Origin of the sequence: Allokutzneria albata (assembly GCF_900103775.1) — a bacterium.
Lineage (GTDB): Bacteria > Actinomycetota > Actinomycetes > Mycobacteriales > Pseudonocardiaceae > Allokutzneria > Allokutzneria albata.
This window is the reverse complement of record NZ_LT629701.1, coordinates 3,438,854-3,454,935: the sequence shown is the minus strand read 5'-3', so window position 1 is coordinate 3,454,935 and position 16,082 is coordinate 3,438,854. Positions and strand designations below refer to the sequence as shown.

The 16,082-nt window shown below is 71.8% G+C and carries 15 protein-coding genes and 1 pseudogene; 4 read left to right on the top strand and 12 right to left on the bottom strand.

Annotated features, from left to right (window positions below; translation table 11 throughout):
• Nucleotides 1-23: 23 nt before the first annotated feature.
• The 5 genes from BLT28_RS15685 to BLT28_RS15665 all read right to left on the bottom strand — a co-directional run bounded on the left by BLT28_RS15685 (nucleotide 24) and on the right by BLT28_RS15665 (nucleotide 7,248).
• A complete protein-coding gene (locus tag BLT28_RS15685) occupies nucleotides 24-2,834 on the bottom strand; it encodes a helix-turn-helix transcriptional regulator (RefSeq protein ID WP_030431361.1) in 2,811 nt (936 codons plus the stop codon).
• On the bottom strand, nucleotides 2,831-3,463 hold the full coding sequence (locus BLT28_RS15680) for an MBL fold metallo-hydrolase (protein ID WP_030431360.1): 633 nt from the start codon (nucleotides 3,461-3,463) through the stop codon (nucleotides 2,831-2,833). Before BLT28_RS15680 ends, BLT28_RS15685 begins: the two co-directional genes overlap by 4 nt.
• 132 nt (nucleotides 3,464-3,595) lie before the next feature.
• Nucleotides 3,596-4,774 (bottom strand): AAA family ATPase, encoded by a 1,179-nt coding sequence (locus tag BLT28_RS15675; protein ID WP_030431359.1) that lies wholly within the window; start codon nucleotides 4,772-4,774, stop codon nucleotides 3,596-3,598.
• Between the two features lie 108 nt (nucleotides 4,775-4,882).
• A complete protein-coding gene (locus BLT28_RS15670) occupies nucleotides 4,883-5,902 on the bottom strand; it encodes a terpene synthase family protein (RefSeq protein WP_052407688.1) in 1,020 nt (339 codons plus the stop codon).
• Nucleotides 5,899-7,248, bottom strand: coding sequence for a cytochrome P450 (locus tag BLT28_RS15665; protein ID WP_030431357.1), 1,350 nt, complete (start codon nucleotides 7,246-7,248; stop codon nucleotides 5,899-5,901). The genes BLT28_RS15670 and BLT28_RS15665 overlap by 4 nt, the downstream gene beginning before the upstream one ends.
• A 173-nt stretch (nucleotides 7,249-7,421) precedes the next feature.
• Here BLT28_RS15665 and BLT28_RS15660 point away from each other — a divergent pair, with 173 nt between their 5' ends.
• The gene (locus tag BLT28_RS15660) at nucleotides 7,422-8,156 is read left to right on the top strand and encodes a VOC family protein (protein ID WP_030431356.1); all 735 of its coding nucleotides are present in this window, start codon (nucleotides 7,422-7,424) and stop codon (nucleotides 8,154-8,156) included.
• Nucleotides 8,157-8,769: 613 nt separating this feature from the next.
• On the opposite strand, the gene BLT28_RS15655 is transcribed toward BLT28_RS15660, so the two are convergent.
• The 5 genes from BLT28_RS15655 to pdxR form a co-directional block, all read right to left on the bottom strand.
• The gene (locus BLT28_RS15655) at nucleotides 8,770-10,266 is read right to left on the bottom strand and encodes a zinc-binding metallopeptidase family protein (protein WP_052407687.1); all 1,497 of its coding nucleotides are present in this window, start codon (nucleotides 10,264-10,266) and stop codon (nucleotides 8,770-8,772) included.
• 36 nt (nucleotides 10,267-10,302) lie between these two features.
• Nucleotides 10,303-10,665 (bottom strand): LapA family protein, encoded by a 363-nt coding sequence (locus BLT28_RS15650; protein WP_407638804.1) that lies wholly within the window; start codon nucleotides 10,663-10,665, stop codon nucleotides 10,303-10,305.
• A gap of 37 nt (nucleotides 10,666-10,702) precedes the next feature.
• Nucleotides 10,703-11,761 (bottom strand): CU044_5270 family protein, encoded by a 1,059-nt coding sequence (locus BLT28_RS15645; RefSeq protein ID WP_030431353.1) that lies wholly within the window; start codon nucleotides 11,759-11,761, stop codon nucleotides 10,703-10,705.
• A complete protein-coding gene (locus tag BLT28_RS15640) occupies nucleotides 11,754-12,314 on the bottom strand; it encodes an RNA polymerase sigma factor (protein WP_052407686.1) in 561 nt (186 codons plus the stop codon). The genes BLT28_RS15645 and BLT28_RS15640 overlap by 8 nt, the downstream gene beginning before the upstream one ends.
• An 87-nt stretch (nucleotides 12,315-12,401) precedes the next feature.
• Nucleotides 12,402-13,772: a MocR-like pyridoxine biosynthesis transcription factor PdxR gene (gene pdxR, locus BLT28_RS15635; protein ID WP_030431351.1), complete on the bottom strand. Its 1,371-nt coding sequence runs from the start codon at nucleotides 13,770-13,772 to the stop codon at nucleotides 12,402-12,404.
• Between the two features lie 68 nt (nucleotides 13,773-13,840).
• Between pdxR and BLT28_RS15630 the strand changes: the two genes are divergently transcribed.
• Genes BLT28_RS15630 through BLT28_RS15620 form a run of 3 tightly spaced genes read left to right on the top strand, consistent with a single transcriptional unit; the run spans nucleotide 13,841 to nucleotide 15,225 of the window.
• Nucleotides 13,841-14,416, top strand: coding sequence for a TIGR03086 family metal-binding protein (locus BLT28_RS15630; protein ID WP_030431350.1), 576 nt, complete (start codon nucleotides 13,841-13,843; stop codon nucleotides 14,414-14,416).
• On the top strand, nucleotides 14,413-14,802 hold the full coding sequence (locus BLT28_RS15625) for a hypothetical protein (RefSeq protein WP_043812775.1): 390 nt from the start codon (nucleotides 14,413-14,415) through the stop codon (nucleotides 14,800-14,802). The genes BLT28_RS15630 and BLT28_RS15625 overlap by 4 nt, the downstream gene beginning before the upstream one ends.
• 9 nt (nucleotides 14,803-14,811) lie before the next feature.
• A complete protein-coding gene (locus BLT28_RS15620; protein WP_030431348.1) occupies nucleotides 14,812-15,225 on the top strand; it encodes a type III secretion system chaperone family protein in 414 nt (137 codons plus the stop codon).
• Nucleotides 15,226-15,234: 9 nt separating this feature from the next.
• Here the strand turns inward: BLT28_RS15620 and BLT28_RS15615 are convergent, their stop codons facing one another.
• Nucleotides 15,235-15,537, bottom strand: a complete 303-nt coding sequence (locus tag BLT28_RS15615; protein WP_030431347.1) for a DUF1905 domain-containing protein — start codon at nucleotides 15,535-15,537, stop codon at nucleotides 15,235-15,237.
• Nucleotides 15,538-15,566: 29 nt separating this feature from the next.
• Nucleotides 15,567-15,977: pseudogene (locus BLT28_RS15610) on the bottom strand (RICIN domain-containing protein); the annotation flags it as partial.
• Nucleotides 15,978-16,082: the final 105 nt, after the last annotated feature.

Genomic DNA, 16,082 nt, shown 5'->3' with positions numbered 1-16,082 from the left:
ACATCCGCGCGTGGGGGGTCCCCTCAGGCCAGTGCGCGGGCCAGCTCGCGGCGGCCGTTGATGCCGAGCTTGGTGTAGATCCGGCCCAGGTGGTTCTCGACCGTCTTCGGCGTCACGAACAGCTCCCTGGCGATCTCGCGGTTGGCCCGCCCGCTCGCGGCGAGATCGGCCACCCGGCGCTCGCTCGCGGTCAGCGACTCCCGGCCGACGAGCACCAGGCGCCGCGGCCGGTCGCCCAGCGCCTCCAGAGCCTCCACGGCGCGGCGGCGCAGCACGGTCGAGCCGCACTCGGTGGCCAGGTCGATGCCCCGGTGCAGGGGATCGCGGGCGTCGTTGCGCCGCCGCGCGACCCGCAACGCCTCGCCGAGGTCGACCAGCGAGCGCGCCAGCTGCAGCCGCGCGGGCGATGCCTCCAGCGTCGCGACGGACTCGGTGAGCAGGTCCAGCCGGTTGTCCGCGTCGGCGTGCGCGAGCAACCGCAACGCGACACCGACTTCCGTTGCGGCGCCCCATTTCCTGGCCAGCGCGAGCTGTTCGCGCGCGAGGACCAGTGCCTCTGCCTCCGCGCCGAGCAGCATGCACGCGCGCGCTGCCGGATCCCGCCACGGGATGGTCGGCGGATCGAGCCCGGCCGCGAGCGAGGCGTCGCGTTGCAGGAAGGCTTCCTCCTTCGCCAGCACGGGATCGCCCGCCGCGAGCGCGATGAGCGCCCTCGGCTCGTGCAGCCAGAGCGTGGGCATCATCCTCGGCCCGTCCGCGTGCTCCGCGTCGAACCGCGCCAAGGCGGTGGCCGCCCCATTGACGTCGCCGCGCTCAAGAGCCGCGTAGGCGATGAAGTGCGTTGCCGTTGCCCGCAGCGCGATGACCTGCGGTAGTGCGTCCTCCGGGGCGACGGCGGCGAGAGCGCCCTCGGACTCCGCGTCGACGGAGGCGATGTTGCCCAGCCGCCAGTCGAGGAACAGCGTTGCGTTGGCGACCATGGAGAACTCGATCGGCGAGCCGTGCGCGCACACCCGCCGCCGCGCGCGCTCGACCTCGCGCCGTGCATCCGTCACACCGTCCGCGGCGACCAGCGCGAGCACGGCGACCAGCCACGCCACCATGGCGTCGATGCTGCCGGTGGCGTCGTCGAAGTAGGCGCCGTTGGCGAGCGCGCGCCGCGCGACGGCCGCGACCTCGGCGGAGTCCCGCACCTCGTAGCGCCCCATCTGCGCGAGCAACCCGAGCAGCGTCCGCTCGTCCGGGGTGCCGCCGGGCAGCGTCGCGTACCCGCTCAGGTGCTTCGACGCGACCTCGCGCTGGTGCGGCAGGAACGAGCGGATCACCGCGAGCCGGGCCTCCAGGTGCATCCGCCCCGCGTCCCGCGGCCCACCGGGACGGTTGTCGATCGCCTCGAGCAGCTCGGCTATCGCGGCTTCTGGGCCCTCGACGGCCATGGTCGCCGAGGCCGCCGCGGCGACGAGTTCCGCGTCGGGCAGGCCGTCCGCCGCCGCCCGGAGGTGATCGCGTGCCTCCTCGGCCCGCCCTCCGCGCATCAGCGCCCGGCCCAGCTCCGCGCGCAGCGCCGCGTCGTCCGGGTTCTCCTCCACCGCGCGCGCCAGGTGCGCCGCGGCTGTCCGGGAATCGCCCGCCGCGAGGAGCGCCGTCGCGGCCTTGCGCAGCACCTCCGCCGCGTTCGGCAGTGTGCCCCTCGGTGCCTGCGCGAGGTGTGCGGCGATGCGGTCGGCCGGAGCCTTCGCCGCCCACAGCTCCCGCGCGGCGCGCGCGTGCAGCCCGGCGCGCGCGACCGGCCCGAGGTCGGCGAGAACCGCTTCGCGCACAACGGGATGCACGAACACGAGGTGGTCGGACTCGCCCGTCAGCACGTTCGCCGCGACCAGCGACTCCACCGCGACGGACAGCTCCATCGCGTCGAGGTCGGCCAGCGCGCCCGCCTGCCACGGATCGCTTCCGATGCCGAGCACGGCCGCGGCCCCGGCCAGGCGCACAGAGTTGGCGGGCAGCCTGCCCAGCGCGGCCCGGAACACGGTGCTCGGACCGAGCCTGCCCACCCGCTCGGCCGTCGACGGCTCGTCGAGCGGCAGCCCGAGCGCGGCCAGCTCGTCGACCAGAACCCTTGCCAGGAAAGGGTTTCCACCGCTGGCCGAGTGCAACTCGGCGACCACCTCGGGTGCCGCGCGCATCCCGCCCGCCGCCGCCACCGCCGCCGCGAGCGCGGACGGGCTCAGCGGGCGCGGCAGCAGCCGCTCCGCCTGCCGCGACACGCTCAGCTGCGCCAGCGGCCCGGTGTTCTCCGCGGGCGGACGGGTCGCGACGACGAGCGCGATCGGCAGATCGGCGATCCGGCGGGACAGGTAGACCAGGAACTGCGCCGAGGACAGGTCGGCCCAGTGCGCGTCATCCACGGTGATCAGCAACGGCCGCGTGGAGGAGAGGTCGACGGCCACCCACCACAGCGAGTGCAAGGTCCTTGCCAGCTCGGCCTCGCTCGGATCGGCCTCGGCCGCGTCCAGCGCCGCCAGCGCGTCCCCGGACGGCCCCGCCAGGATGCGCTCCCGGATCTCCCCGTTGTACCGGGAGACCGAGCGCTCCACCATCTGCCGGACCACGCCCCACGCCATGGCGCTCTCCAGCGCGTCGCCGACCGCCTGGAGCCTGCCGAAGCCGCGCTCCTTGGCCAGCGCCCTGGTGTCCTGGACCAGCCGGGTCTTGCCGATGCCCGCCCGGCCCTCGATGACCAGCACGTGGCCCTTGCCCCTGGCCGCCGACTCCAGACACGCGGCGATGCGCTCGAGCTCCCCCTCGCGTTCCAGGGTCGGCTCGTCCCGGCTCATCGGAGCAGGCGCGCGAGCCGGTCGGGCTCGTCACGCAGCGGCTTGCCGTGGCCGAAGAGCACCAGTCGCGGGCGCAGCGCGGCGAGCCTGCGCATCGACTCGCGGTTGAGCTCGGCGTCCCACGTCAGGAAGCCCGGCGGCGCGCCGACGCGCAGCAGCGCGAGGAACACGTCACCGCAGAGCAGCACGCCGTCGCTCTCCCGCCACAGCGCGATGTGGCCGGGGGAGTGACCGGGCACCTCCAGGACGGTGAACCCGGCGACCTCGTCGCCCTCGCTGAGCTGCCGCGTGACCGGGCACGGCGGGGGCATCGGCGTCCGCGCCAGCAACGCGGGGAGTCTGCCGGGCGCCTGTGCGGGCGTCGCGGTCTCGATGGCCTCGGCGTCCTTCGCCCCGGCCCAGAGCGGGATGCCGAACTCCTCGCACACCGCTCGGCTGGAGCCGAAGTGGTCCGGGTGCGCGTGCGTCACCACGTGCGCCGAGAGCGGCGTCCCGCGCAGTTGCCGGAAGATCCGCCCGGCCGCCCTCGGGGTGCCCGAATCCACGAGCACGTCCTCCACCAGGTACACGTTCATCAGGTGGCGGGGTCGGCCCTGAAGCAGGCGCACTCCGGGTGCCAGTTGGCGCACCGTCCGATCGTATCGGCGATCTTGGGCACGACGGGGTCACGATCCACTCTATTCGGTTATGTCTATTTCTTCAGTGTCGAGTGAAATCAACTCCCCTCGCCACGACGAAGAACCACGCCAGGACGGCGGGGGTCACCGCTTCGGCCAGTGCCACGCCGGGCGGTCGAGCCGGTCCTGCCCGGCGAGCACGGTCGCGCCGAAGTCCTTCTCCAACTCCAGCGTGGCCGCGTCCCCGTCGATCACCTCCAGGGCCCGCACCAGCGGCCGGGCGTGCGAGACCACCACCACCTGGGTCCGCTTCGCGGCGGTGGCGATCAGCGCCGCCAGCGCGGGCAGCAGGTCCGGGTGCAGGCTGGTCTCCGGCTCGTTGAGCACCAGCAGCTCCGGCGGGCGGGGACTGAGCAGCGCCGCCACCCACAGCAGGTAGCGCAGCGTCCCGTCCGACAGCTCCGCCGCGCTCAACGGCCGCAGCAGCCCGTGCTGCCGGAACCGCAGCTCGAACCGGCCGTCGGTACCGGTCACCTCCACCTCGAGCCGCGATCCGGGGAAGGCGTCGTCGATCGCCGAGGCCAGCGCGTCGGGGTCGCCGATCTCGATGATCGTCTGCAGCGCGGCGGCAAGGTCCGCGCCTTCGTGGTCGAGCACCGGGGTGCGCGTGCCCACCCGGGTCTGCCGGGCGGGCGCGCCCGCGTCGGTGCGGAAGTGGTCGTAGAAGCGCCACGAGCGGATCTTTTCCCGCAGCACCAGCACCTCCGGGGACGCGCGGGGATCGGCGAACTCGCTCAGCATGCTGTCGGTGAGCCCGATCTTGTGGTGGTCCTCGCCCCACGCCCCGTCGGCCCCGCGCGCCCGCACCACCGGCCCCGCGCGGTCGGCCAGCAGCGCCGACGTGCGCAGCACCGGTCCGCTCCAGACGCTCTCGCGCTTGATCTCCGGATCGCGGTTGAAGGCGGTCGGGCCGGGCTGGGGGACCGGGAGCCCGAGGTCGAGCGCGTAGCCGAACTCGTCCCCGGCGAAGCCGAGCCGCAGTCCCACCGGCTTGGACCGGCGCGTGCCCTGGACCGGCGCGCGGCCCTCGCGCACCGCCCGCCCGATCGTCTCCGGGCCCGCCCACAGCGTCGAGGACAGGCCGCCCTCCCTGGCCAGCGCGGCGACGGCGCCGTTGCGGGCGGCGTCGGCGAGCAGTCGCATCGCGCGGTAGAGGCTGGACTTCCCACTCCCGTTGGCCCCGGTCACCACGGTCAGCCGGGACAGCGGGAGCACGAGGTCGAGCAGGGAGCGGTAGTTCTCGACGGCCAGGGTTCTGAGCACGGGACCGAAGCTAGCTCGCACCCCCGACAGCGGCCGAGCCGCGACCACCGGCCCCGGCGCCGCGGCCGGGGGGTGGGGTACTTGAAGACGCCCTTGCTGCCAGGTGGGTTATCGCCACCACCAGTCGATCGAGGGAATTCCGGGTGGCCCGACGGCGGAGGGAGTGTTGGAGACGGAGCCCAGCGTGCGCACGGCGCCGGGATGGTTGCCGTCGGGGTTGGAGTACCGCTCGGTCTCCAGGCCCCACTCGAAGTTGCCGCGCAGGGCGCACGTCAGGTTGTGCAGGTACCGGGCGAGCGCTGGGGACGCCGTCGGCAGGACCTCGTTGCGCAGCTCGAAGAACCGCGCCACGATCCGGTCCCGCAACGCGACGCAGGACGGCAGGTCCAGCCCGGTGCCGGAGAGGTCGGACCGCGACTGCCGCGTCCAGAGCTCCTTGCCGTGCGAGTACAGGTCGTTGTCGATCGCAGCGACCGTGCCCGCCATCTCGGTCAGCGCCCGCACGCGGGGCGAGGTGATCTCCTGCTCCGGCACGACGACAGCCTCGGAGAGCTGGAACCACGTGAAGGTCGGCTCGGCGCCTGCGTACATGACGCGGGCGGACAGGTAGTCGTTGATGCTCGGTCGCTGCCGCACCGCGCATTCCCACGCTGCGCCGAGCAACCACTTCGTGTGGCTGTCGACCAGCCGCCGGACGTGCTCGGGGGCGCAGGTGCGGTGCACCCGGGTCGCGAGGTCCACGATCGGCGCGGTGTACGGGTTGTCCGATGGCAGCACATTCGCGTCGGGCGCTTCGAGCGTCCGCACGATGCGCACCGCGATGTCCAGCAGCGCAGAGGAATCCCCGTCGCTGGACACGTCGTCGAAGGCGAACATCAGATAGCCCCAGTCGACCGCTGCCTGCAACCGGTCCGGGTCGGCCTTCGGGCACAGGTAACCGAAGAAGTGCGCCGAGCGGCTGTCGCGGACCCGGGTCGCCTGCACGGGATCGGAGCAGAACCCGTAGCGGGCCATCCACTCCAGGCCGCGTTCCTCCATCAGCTCGATCTGCGGGTGCACCTTCAGCGCTGTGGGGAAGTACACCGGCGGCAGCTGCACGACGGTCGGTGACTCGGTTCGTGTGGTCACGCCGCTCCTCGACGGTCCAGCCGCAGTCGCAGGCGCCGGGGGTGCAGCACGGCCCTGGCCCTCGGCCGCTTGCGCGGTCCGGGCACCGGCCGCAGCTCCCACCGCCGCACGAGCCCGGTGGCCACGACCATGAGCTGGGTCAGGGCGAAGGTGTCGCCCGCGCACTTGCGCGCTCCTTCGCCGAAGGTCAGGAAGGAGCCGGGACAGCCGGAGGCCGCGTTCAGCCAGCGGCCGGGGTCGAAGCGCTCCGGGTCCGGGTACTGCTGCGGCCGCCGCTGGACCAGGTACGGGCTGTAGATCACGTTCATCCCGGCGGCGAGGACGTGCCCGCCCAGCGTGGTCCTGCTCGTGGTCACCCGGGCGAGCAGCCACGCGGGCGGGTAGAGCCGCAGCACCTCGGTCACCACGGCGCGGGTGTACGGCAGGTGGATCAGGTCCTCGTAGGCCGGGACGCGGTCGCCCAGCACCGACTCCGCCTCCCGCCGCAGCCGCTCCTGCACGTCCGGGTGCTCGGCGAGCATGTGCATCGTCCAGCTCACGCTGGAGCTCGTGGTCTCGGTCCCGGCCAGGAACAACCCGGTGACGAGCGCGGACATCTCCTCGTCGTCGGTCGTGCCGTTCTCGTCGTGCTCGGCGGCGAGCAGCACCGCCATCATGTCGTCGCGCTCGCCTGCGGTCCGGTAGCCCGCGATCAGCCGCTCGACGCTGTCCTGGAGCCGTTTCCGGGCGCGGACGAACGCCCGGTTGGCCGGGGTGGGCAACAAGTTCACGGGCGCGGGGCTGAGCATCCGCCGGAACACCCCGCCGACGAGGTCCGGCAGTGCGGCGCGGATGCCCGCGACGGCCTCCGGGTCGGCCGAGTCGGTGAACATGACGCGGGCGGTGGTCTCGGAGGTGAGCCGCAACGCGAACGCGGAGACCGGGACGATCTCCCCGTCCTGCCACGCCGTGGTCTCGTCGGCGAGCACGTCGGACATGATCGTGGCGTAGTGCGGCATCTTGGCCCGGTGGAAGGCCGGTTGCACCATGCGGCGCCGCCTGCGGTGCCCGGCGCGCGCGGTGGTGATCAGGCCGTCGCCCTCCACCTCGCGGGCGCGCCGCCACAGCGGGCCCTCCTTGTCGAAGACCCGTTCGTTGGTGATCACCTGGTGGGCGAGTTCGGGGTCGCACACCACGACCGCGCGCAGCGGGCCGAAGCGGACGTGCACGAGGTCGCCGTGCTCGGCCAGGGAGCCTATGAACCGCAACGGGTCACGCAGCAGCGTGAGGGCGTGGCCCAGCAGTGGTAGCGCCCCCGGAGCCGTGCCGGTGACGGCGACTCCCGTGCTGCGTGCCTGGTTGCCCATCAGCGGTACTCCGTTCCGACCCCCACACCAGGGTGGCGATGGTTGCTCACTCAACGAGATCCTCGGCAGTTGCCTAGGTCGGATTCACCCGAACGAGTGACATGGTAGTGAGGACAGAACCTGGCCTACATGCCTCGTAGCGTACCGGTGCCCGACGACGTGAGGAGAACGCCATGAGCCAGGTCGACCGCAACCAACCGCTCGGCACGCCCACCTGGATCGACCTCCCGGTGGTCGATGTGGACGCCGCGAAAGCCTTCTACGGCGCGGTCTTCGGCTGGAGCTTCGCCGAGGCCGCGCTGGGGACCACGTGCCTGCTGCGCGGGCTGCCCGTCGCCGGACTGCGCCACGGGGCGACAGGAGGCTGGGACGTCCACCTCGCCACCGACGACTGCGACGGCACGGCGAAGCGCGTCGTCGCGGCGGGTGGCACGCTGGTCGACCCGCCGCACGACATCGCCGACCTGGGGCGCGCGGCCTTCGCGCTGGACCCCGCCGGGGGCAGGTTCGGCCTGTGGCAGGGTAGGGCGTTCCCCGGCTGCCGTGTGGTGAACGAGCCGGACGCGCTCGTCCGCAACGACCTCGTCACCGCCCGGCCAGAGGTCGCTCGTGCGTTCTACGCAACGGTTTTCGACTTCACCCTGGACGGCAACGAGGACCTTCCCGGCTTCGACTTCACCTTTCTCCGCCGCCCTGACGGCCACGAGGTCGGCGGCGTCCTCGGCGAACCCGGCGCGGCCGCCACGGTCTGGGTGACGACGATCGAGGTCGCTGACACGGACGCGACGGTGGCGCGGGCAGTCGCCGCGGGCGGGACTTCGTCCACTGTGGACGACACCCCGTACGGGCGATCCGCCACCCTCACCGATCCGTTCGGCACCGAGCTGTCGGTGATCGCCCGCTACTGATCAGCGCGTCTTCTCCAGAGGCTCACTTGAAGCTGCGCATCTCCTGTTCGACTGCGGTCTCGTCGCAGAGCTTCTGCTCGACGGGGCGCCGAAGGAAGTCACACGCGTAAGACGGCGCGTGTCCGCTCGCTTCCGAACTCAGCTCAACACGGGTGAAGAGCGAGCCTCCTCGCGCTGAATCAAATCGATGCTCGACGGGTTCCGACCGAGGGATCCTGGTCTCGTGGCTGCTCACAACGAACCTGGTCGGTATATCGATCGTGGCTGACGCTGTCGAGTTTGCGGCGATCAAAATACCCGTATTGAACCTCAGTACCCGGCGCCAGTTCCCTCGGAGCTGTAGCGATGGCGAGGGCTGTGATCGCGGATGCGATCACAGCGGGGGTAAGTGTGCTTATGTGTAGATCGCGCCCTGCCTGGATAATCCTCGACGTGCCCGATGCGCGAGCCGAATTGATCGTGTCTGCCTGCAAAGCGCTACCGCTGACATCGCTGCCAATCTTGTTGGTCGTATCTCCCATGGAACCGCTTTCTGGGGCAAGAGTGTGATCGAGAGCATTCTGCATTGCTCCCGGAACCGCTCTTACCTGGAGCGATGTTAGGGCGCGAGGTGTCAGCGTGCCGGTGCCTGCTCGGGCGGCAGCGCGTGGGAGCAGGTCGGCGCGCCCTCCGCCCGGGCCTTGCGGTGCGCGAGGTAGTCCCCGGCGATCTGGTCGCGGGGCACGCCGTCCAGCGCGAGCACGGTATCCCCGGCGGCCAGTACCTGTTCGCGCATGCGGGCGTGGTCGACGGCGCCTTCGCCGAACGAGGGCGCCCACAACGACCACGGCCCGGAGATCGTGGCGATGGTGGGGATCAGGTGGCTCTGGTAGTGCGTGCCCAGACCGCCGAAGGAGCACTGCGGCGGCACGCGCACCGGATCGGGCCGGTCGATGCCGGGCAGGACGAAGGTGCGCTGCAGAGTGCGTCGCGCGATCGCCTGCTTCACGGTCTCGATCAGCAACGGGTTCCCGGCGAACCACGCGGACTGCTCGACGGCTCCGGTGTAGCGCAGTTCCCGCCCGGGGCCGTTGGTTCGCGGAGACGGCACGAGTTCCCGCGTGCCAAGGTGTTCGAGCGCCATGGCGAAGGCGACGGTGCCCTTGTCGTAGTCCTTGTCCAGCGTTCGGGCGCGGTGTTCGGTGCCCTCGACGGAGCGGTGCAGGTGGCCGGTGGCGAGCACGAGTTCGAGCGTTCGTGGGCGGCACCGCACCGGTAGCCGGGAGAAGTAGTCGGCCAACGCCAGCAACGCGACGGTGCCGTTCTCCTGCACCCAGGTGTTGCCGTCGGTGTTGGTGCCAAGAACGATGCGTTCCTTGCTCTGGCCCGGCAAAGTGGCGATCAGCGTCCGCGTCCGCGCCGGGTCGGTCTTGGCTTCGACCGCGATGCGAACCCGTTCGCCGACACTCCGCTTCAGCCGCTCGGCCTCGTCGACGCCGACGAACACGCCGGGAACCCGGTAGTGCGTCCCCGTGTGCGGGTCCCAGTACCACTTGACTTGCTCACGTGGAAAGTCGAAGGCGATGACCAGTCCGGCCGCCCCGGCCAGTCCCGCGTCGACGAGGTCGCGGTCCAGCTCCGGCTCGGCCGTGTGCCCCCGGTCCACGGCGGGGAAATCGCGCAGCACCACCTTGCCCCGCGCGTTGTCCGCGGTGATCCGCTCGGTCCTCGGCAGATGTGCGAGAACGCCCTCGCGACTGCCCGGCAGCGAGTAGGGGATCGCCCCCGCGACGGCGACGGGGCGCCCGGCCGCGCTCAGCGATCCGGCGGAGGCGAGGTCACCGCCCCGCGGCTGCCAGCGCCGGATCCGCAACTCCTGCGACGTGACGGTGAAGCCCGGAGTCCGCCGCAACCGCTGCTCCAGCCAGTCGAGCAGCCGCCGGTGCGCGGGACTTCCGGTCGATCGCAACCCGAAGCCCGCGACCTCGGCGTTGAGCTCCCGCAACGCCTCCGCGCTCGCGAAGCGCCGTTCGTCGACGACCTCGGGACACTGCCCGGCGTCCCTGGCCTCGGCGAAGGGGAACTGGGTGGTGCTGATCACCAGCAGGGCGGCCAACAGCGGTCGTCGCATGACTCCTCCTGGTCCGGTGCGCGGGCGCGCACCGGACTAGTGCGTCACTCGCTTTGCTTGACGACGCAGCTGGAGGATTCGGGCTGCGCCGATCAGGGCGACGAGCACCGCGCCGGCGATCGCCGCGAACAACAGCGAGACGCCGAGGGGCCAGGTGAATGACGCGCCGAGGAAGTGGATCGTCACGTCGGTCAGGTTCTGGAGGATGAACACCAGCAGGAAGATCAGGACGACGATAGCCACCAGGACGGCGACCCAGGTACCGCTGATCCGGGTCGGTCGCGGCCTGCCGGCCGGCGCCGTCGTCCCCGGTCCCGGCACGGGAGGCGCGGCGGGACCGGGGACGGGCTCGGAGATCGGGGGTGCGTGGTCGACGCGATCGTCACGGGGAGTGCTCACCCGAACCAGTATCGGCGCACCCCACTGGTCCCGCATGTCAGCGCGGCTGGGCCCCCAGCTCCCGCGTGATGCCGCTGGCCACCGAGGTGGACTCGACCACCTTGCCCCAGGACTCGGTGCGGACGGTGCGGTCGCCGATGTAGTCCCCGGTCTCGCGGTCGATGATGATGTCCTGGGTCTGCTCGGGTGTGATGACCCGGAGCGCGGTGCCGATCCGCCCGTGCAGGTTGGCCTGCCCGTCGGCGACGCTCATCCCGGGGATCCTGGTCAGCGCCCGGTACACCGCGGCGCGCAGTTCGTCCGTGGTCTGCCCGCTGCCCAGCAAACCGCGGGCACCGAACAGCGCGCACACGTCCGCGGCGCAGGTCGAGTCGCGGAGCAGGGTGAACAACCGCTGAGGGTCGCGCGGCAGACCGGCGAGGAACTCCGGCGTCGGGTGGTAGATGTTGGGCGGGATCTCCCGGGCGGGCTGGGTCCTGACGCTGAGCGGCTCGAGTCCCGCGGGCGGCTTGCCCTCGCGCACCAGCGACGCGGGCCAGACGAACTTGCCGTCTTTCGCGCGGGACTCCCACGGGCTGACCTCGGTCGAGGCGAACGGGGCGTTCTTGGCTTCGTCCTTGGTGCAGGACCGGGTCTCCAAAGGCTCGGTGCTGGTGGTGCGGCGCAACCAGTCCTGGTTCCGGTCGGCGGGAATCCAGGTCTCCTCGGTCCGTTCCGTGCGGAACCAACAGTTGGCCGAACTCGCCCCGTGCAGCACGACGCCCCTCCACCTGGACTCGGTCGTCTTGACGTAGCGGTACTGGCCGGGACCGACCGGGGCGTCCGCGGTCACGTCCGCTGCCTTGGTCAGCAGCGTGACGGCTTCCGCGTTGGCGGGCGGGGCCGTGCCGCTGAAGTTCAGCACGCCGACGGTGCCCAAGGTCAGCACCGCCAGCACCGCGGCCGCCACGAGCCCGCGACGCGAGCGCCGCGGACGCCGCCCCGGGCCCGCGAGCACCCGCTCGCGCCCGGTGTCGAAGGCGTGCTCGGACATGGGCGGCACCTCCGGCGCGAGTTCCCGCACCGCGAGGTCGATCCGATCGTCGTTGTCACGCATGGCGGTTGGCCTCCTGCTCGTCACTGATTCCCTCGGTGGCGCCGTCGACGAGGCCGCGCAGCTTGTTCCTGGCCCGGTGCAGCCAGCTGCGGACCGTGCCGACCGGCACGTCGAGCACTTCGGCGATCTCGGCGGGGGCGAGGTCGGCCCACGCGACCATGAGCAGCACGTCCCGCTCCTCCACCCGCAGCCCCGCGATGGCCTTGGCCAGCCTGCCCGCGAGGTGGCGCGCGTCGGCGATGTCGGCCACCCGGTTGCTCAGCTCGCCCGCGGCCACGCGCCGCCCGCCGTGCCGAGCCAGCGCGCGCAACCGCCGCACCTCCGTGCGGGTGTGCCCGCGCAGCACGTTGGTGGCCAGCCCGTACAACCACGCCTTCGGACTCGCCCGGCTCGGGTCGTAGCGCTGCCGGTGCTCCCACAACAGCAGGAACGTGTCGGCGACCAGGTCGTCGGCGACGTCGGGGCCGACGCGCCGGGACAGGTAGCCGTGCAGCGGCCGCGCGTGCTCGTCGTACAGTTCCGCCAGCGCGGGCAGCCCGTCGAGATCACTCATCCTGTGCACGCACCCTGATTGACCGCAGTGGACCTCAGCGTTGCGCGTACTTCGGGGGAATGATGTGCCGAGGTGCGTCGATGCGGGTCACGGCAAGCACCTTCGCACGAGTTCGAGACCCTTGGCGATCTCCGTTGGGCTGATCGCGCCGTAGCCGAAGACGAGGCCGTGCCCGGCTGACCCGCTCCGGGAGCACTCGGCGAGCGTCATGATCCCCACCCCGGCCGTGCGCATCCGCTCGGCGGCTTCCTCGGCGTCGGCGTCGGCGAGTGCGGTCAGGTGCAGCCCGGCGGCGCTCGGGACGAGGCGGAGCCGGTCGGGGAGCGCGGCGGCGAGAAGGTCGTGCCGTGCTTGGTATTCGCGCCGCATCCGGCGGATGTGCCGGGCGAACAGGCCGTCGTCGATGAAGCGCGCGAGCGCGGCCTGCGTGCCCATCGGGCCGGCCCAGTCGCTGACGTACTTGGCCGTCCGCAACGCCCGGCGCAGCGGGGCGGGCGCGACGAGGAAGCCGATGCGCAGCGACGGCAGCATGGTTTTGGAGAACGAGCCCACGTAGACCACGTGCCCGGAGGTGTCGAGGTTCTGCAGGGGTTCGATCGGTCGGCCGCCGAAGCGGAACTCGGTGTCGTAGTCGTCCTCGATCACCAACGCCTCGTGCCGCCGAGCCCAGTCGAGCAGGGCTGTGCGGCGGCGCAGGGACATCGACACGCCGAGCGGGAACTGGTGCGACGGCGTCACGTAGACGATGCGAGCGTTGTGGGGCAAGGCATCCACGCACAGCCCCTCGTCGTCGACGGGAACGCGCACGACGTCCGCGCCGAGGGACCGGAACAGCAGATGAGCGGGCGGATAGCCGGGATCTTCGACGGCGATCCGCCCGCCCGGTTCGAGCATCACGCGGCAGATCAGGTCCAGCGCCTGCTGGATCCCGCTGGTGATGACGATGTCACCGGGACCGGTGCGCACGGCGCGGGACACGCCGATGTGCCGGGCGATCGCCGATCGCAATCCCTTGTGCCCCACTGGATTGCCGTAGCCGTGCTGTTCGTTCGCGAGCATCCGCCGCCAGGTCGCGTGGGGGAACAGCGCGGTGTCCGGCACGCCCACGCGGAAGTCGTAGGTGACCGGCGCCGCGTCCCGCGAAGGCCAGGGCTGGACGGAGTCCCAGATCGGCCGCGGTCGCAGCGCCGAGGCGGGAGTCACCGCGTGCGCCGGTGTTCCCGCCTCGCTGACGAACGTGCCGGAGCCGACGCGGCTGGTCAGGTAGCCCTCGCCCGTGAGGCGCTCGTAGGCGACGCTCACCGTGTTGCGGGCGACCGCGAGGTGCCGGGCCAGCTCACGGGTCGGGGGCAGCGCGTCCTCCGGGCGCAACCGGCCTTCGAGGATCGCGGCGCGGAGCTGCCGGTAGATCTGGCCGGACAGGTCGCGGCGCCCGTCGAGGCTGATGTGCACGTCCATATTGGCCCAATGTAGTTCGTGAACATTGGCCCTCGTACTGAGCCGATTCCGTTCCTAGGCTCCCTCGCATGGACATCCGGGAACTCGACCGCCGCGCCCTCGCGCTGACCGGGGAGATCATCAAGCACGTCCGGCCCGACCAGTTGGTGCTGCCGACGCCGTGTCCGGACTGGACGCTGCACGGGCTGCTGCGCCACCTCGTCTGCCAGAACGAGGGATTCGCCGCGGCCGCGCGTGGGGCGGGCGGATCCCTCATGACCTGGCGCGGCGGAGACCTGGGGGACGACCCGTACCGCGCCTTCGCGGCATCGGCGGAGGCGGTCACCGAGGCGTTCGCCGAGGACGGCGCGCTCGACCGGCCGTTCACCCTGCCCGAGGTGCGCGAGGACATGACCTTCCCGGGCCGCGTCGCGATGTCCTTCCACTTCGTGGACTTCGTCGCCCATGCGTGGGACGTCGCGACAACCATCGGTGTGGCTTGGGAACCCGACGACGAGATGATCTCGGCCGGGCTCCGCGTCGCCGCGAAGGTTCCGGAGGACGACCGCGGCCCCGGCACTGCTTTCGACCAGGTGGTCGCGATCCCCGACGACGCTCCGCGGGCCCACCGCTTGCTGGCCCTGCTCGGCAGGCGGTCCGGGTGAGGACGGGCTGGACCGCCGGACCGGCGGGCTTCACCGGCAAGGTGCTCGTCAGCGTCACCGAGTTCACCAGTTCCGCGGTGCGCCACCTGCCCGGGATCGCCTTGGCAGGGCTCGAACTGCGGCGGGAGTGGCCGCGGCTGGACGGCGCGGTCGGCATGTGGCTGTGGACCTCGCCGCGAGCCAGGCGGGCCGGGTCGGTCGCGGTGTGGACCGGCGAGCAGGCCCTGCGCGAGTTCGTCCGGCTGCCCGCGCACGCGGCGATCATGCGGAAGTACCGCGGCCGGGGCGTCACCCGGGCCACCCGGTGGTGGACTGAAGACCACGATCAGGCTGACATTTGGCGGGATGCCGAACAGTGGCTGACCGCCGCGCCCGGCTCGCCCTAGTCTTGATCAATGGCCACGTGGGTTGACCTGGTGCGGTACGTCAAGGCTGCGTACCGAGTGATCAGTGAGGAAGACGGGGAGCTGCGCATCCTCCACCGCTTCGAGTCGCCGTTCGAGGAGCTGGGGGAGGAGCGCGAGCAGGTCGTCGTCATCCACCGCGAAGTGCTCGACGGCAAGCACGAGTGGGTGCAGATCGTCTCGCCGTGCGGGCTGGTCTCCGAGATCGACCTCCAGCGGTTCCTGGAGGAGGTCGGGCACACCACCGTCGCGGGCGGCGCGGCGATCATCGGCGACCACGTCGTGGTGCGGCACTCCCTCCCGCTGGAGAACCTGGACCCCAACGAGTTCGACGATCCGCTGGAACTGGTGGTCGGGACGGCCGACCAGCTGGAGGAGAAGTTCGTCGGCGGCGACGAGTACTGACCCCGGCGGTCAGAAGTCCACCAGCTCCACGGTCACCGACGCGACGTCGCCGGTGTCCAGCCCCTCCGCCCGCCGGACGGCGCGCTTGATCGGCAGCACGTAGCTGCCGCGCGCGCTGTCCGGGAAGATCGAGGTCGCCCAGGTGCTGCCGCCGACGGTGACCCGCACGCGCACGGAGCCGAAACCGCGGCGCGGCCCGGCGGCCAGGTCGCGGATCACCTCCGAGGCCTCGACCGGCAGGGTCACGAACGTCCACGCGTCGTGGCGCCGTGCGTCCCACGGCCACAGCTCGGCTTCGAAGTCGACGATCACGCCCCGAGCATCGCACCGGGCACCGACAGTCAGGCGGGGACGAGCAGGAAGCGCTGGTTGCCGCCGCCGTGCCACACGTACTGGATCAGCTTCGCGTGGTCGTGCATCGCCACACCGAGCACGTCGAGGTGGAGGCCGCTGTGCAGGGCCTGGATGCCGTGGCTGCCATCGGCCTGGGCGGCCAGCCGGCAGCGCTGGCTGGCGCCCCCGTGCCAGTCGTGCTGGACGACCTCCGCGAAGGCGCCCAGTGCCGCACCGGCCACGTCGAGGCACTTGCCGCTGTGCAGGCAGACGATCCGGTAGGTGCCGTCGCCGAGGTCGACGAACTCGAACCTCTGGTTGGGGCCGCCGCGCCAGTCGTGCTGGATGACCGCGGTTCCGATGGCCGTGTTCGCGTAGTGCACGTCGAGCACTTTTCCGCTGTGTTCGGCCACGATCCGGTAGGCGTACCGGCTCGCACGGGCGGGTTCGGCACACCGTGCCGGGTGTGCGCAGTCATCAGTGAGAGGACTCCGACCACCAGGCTCAGCGCGCCCACCGGCAAG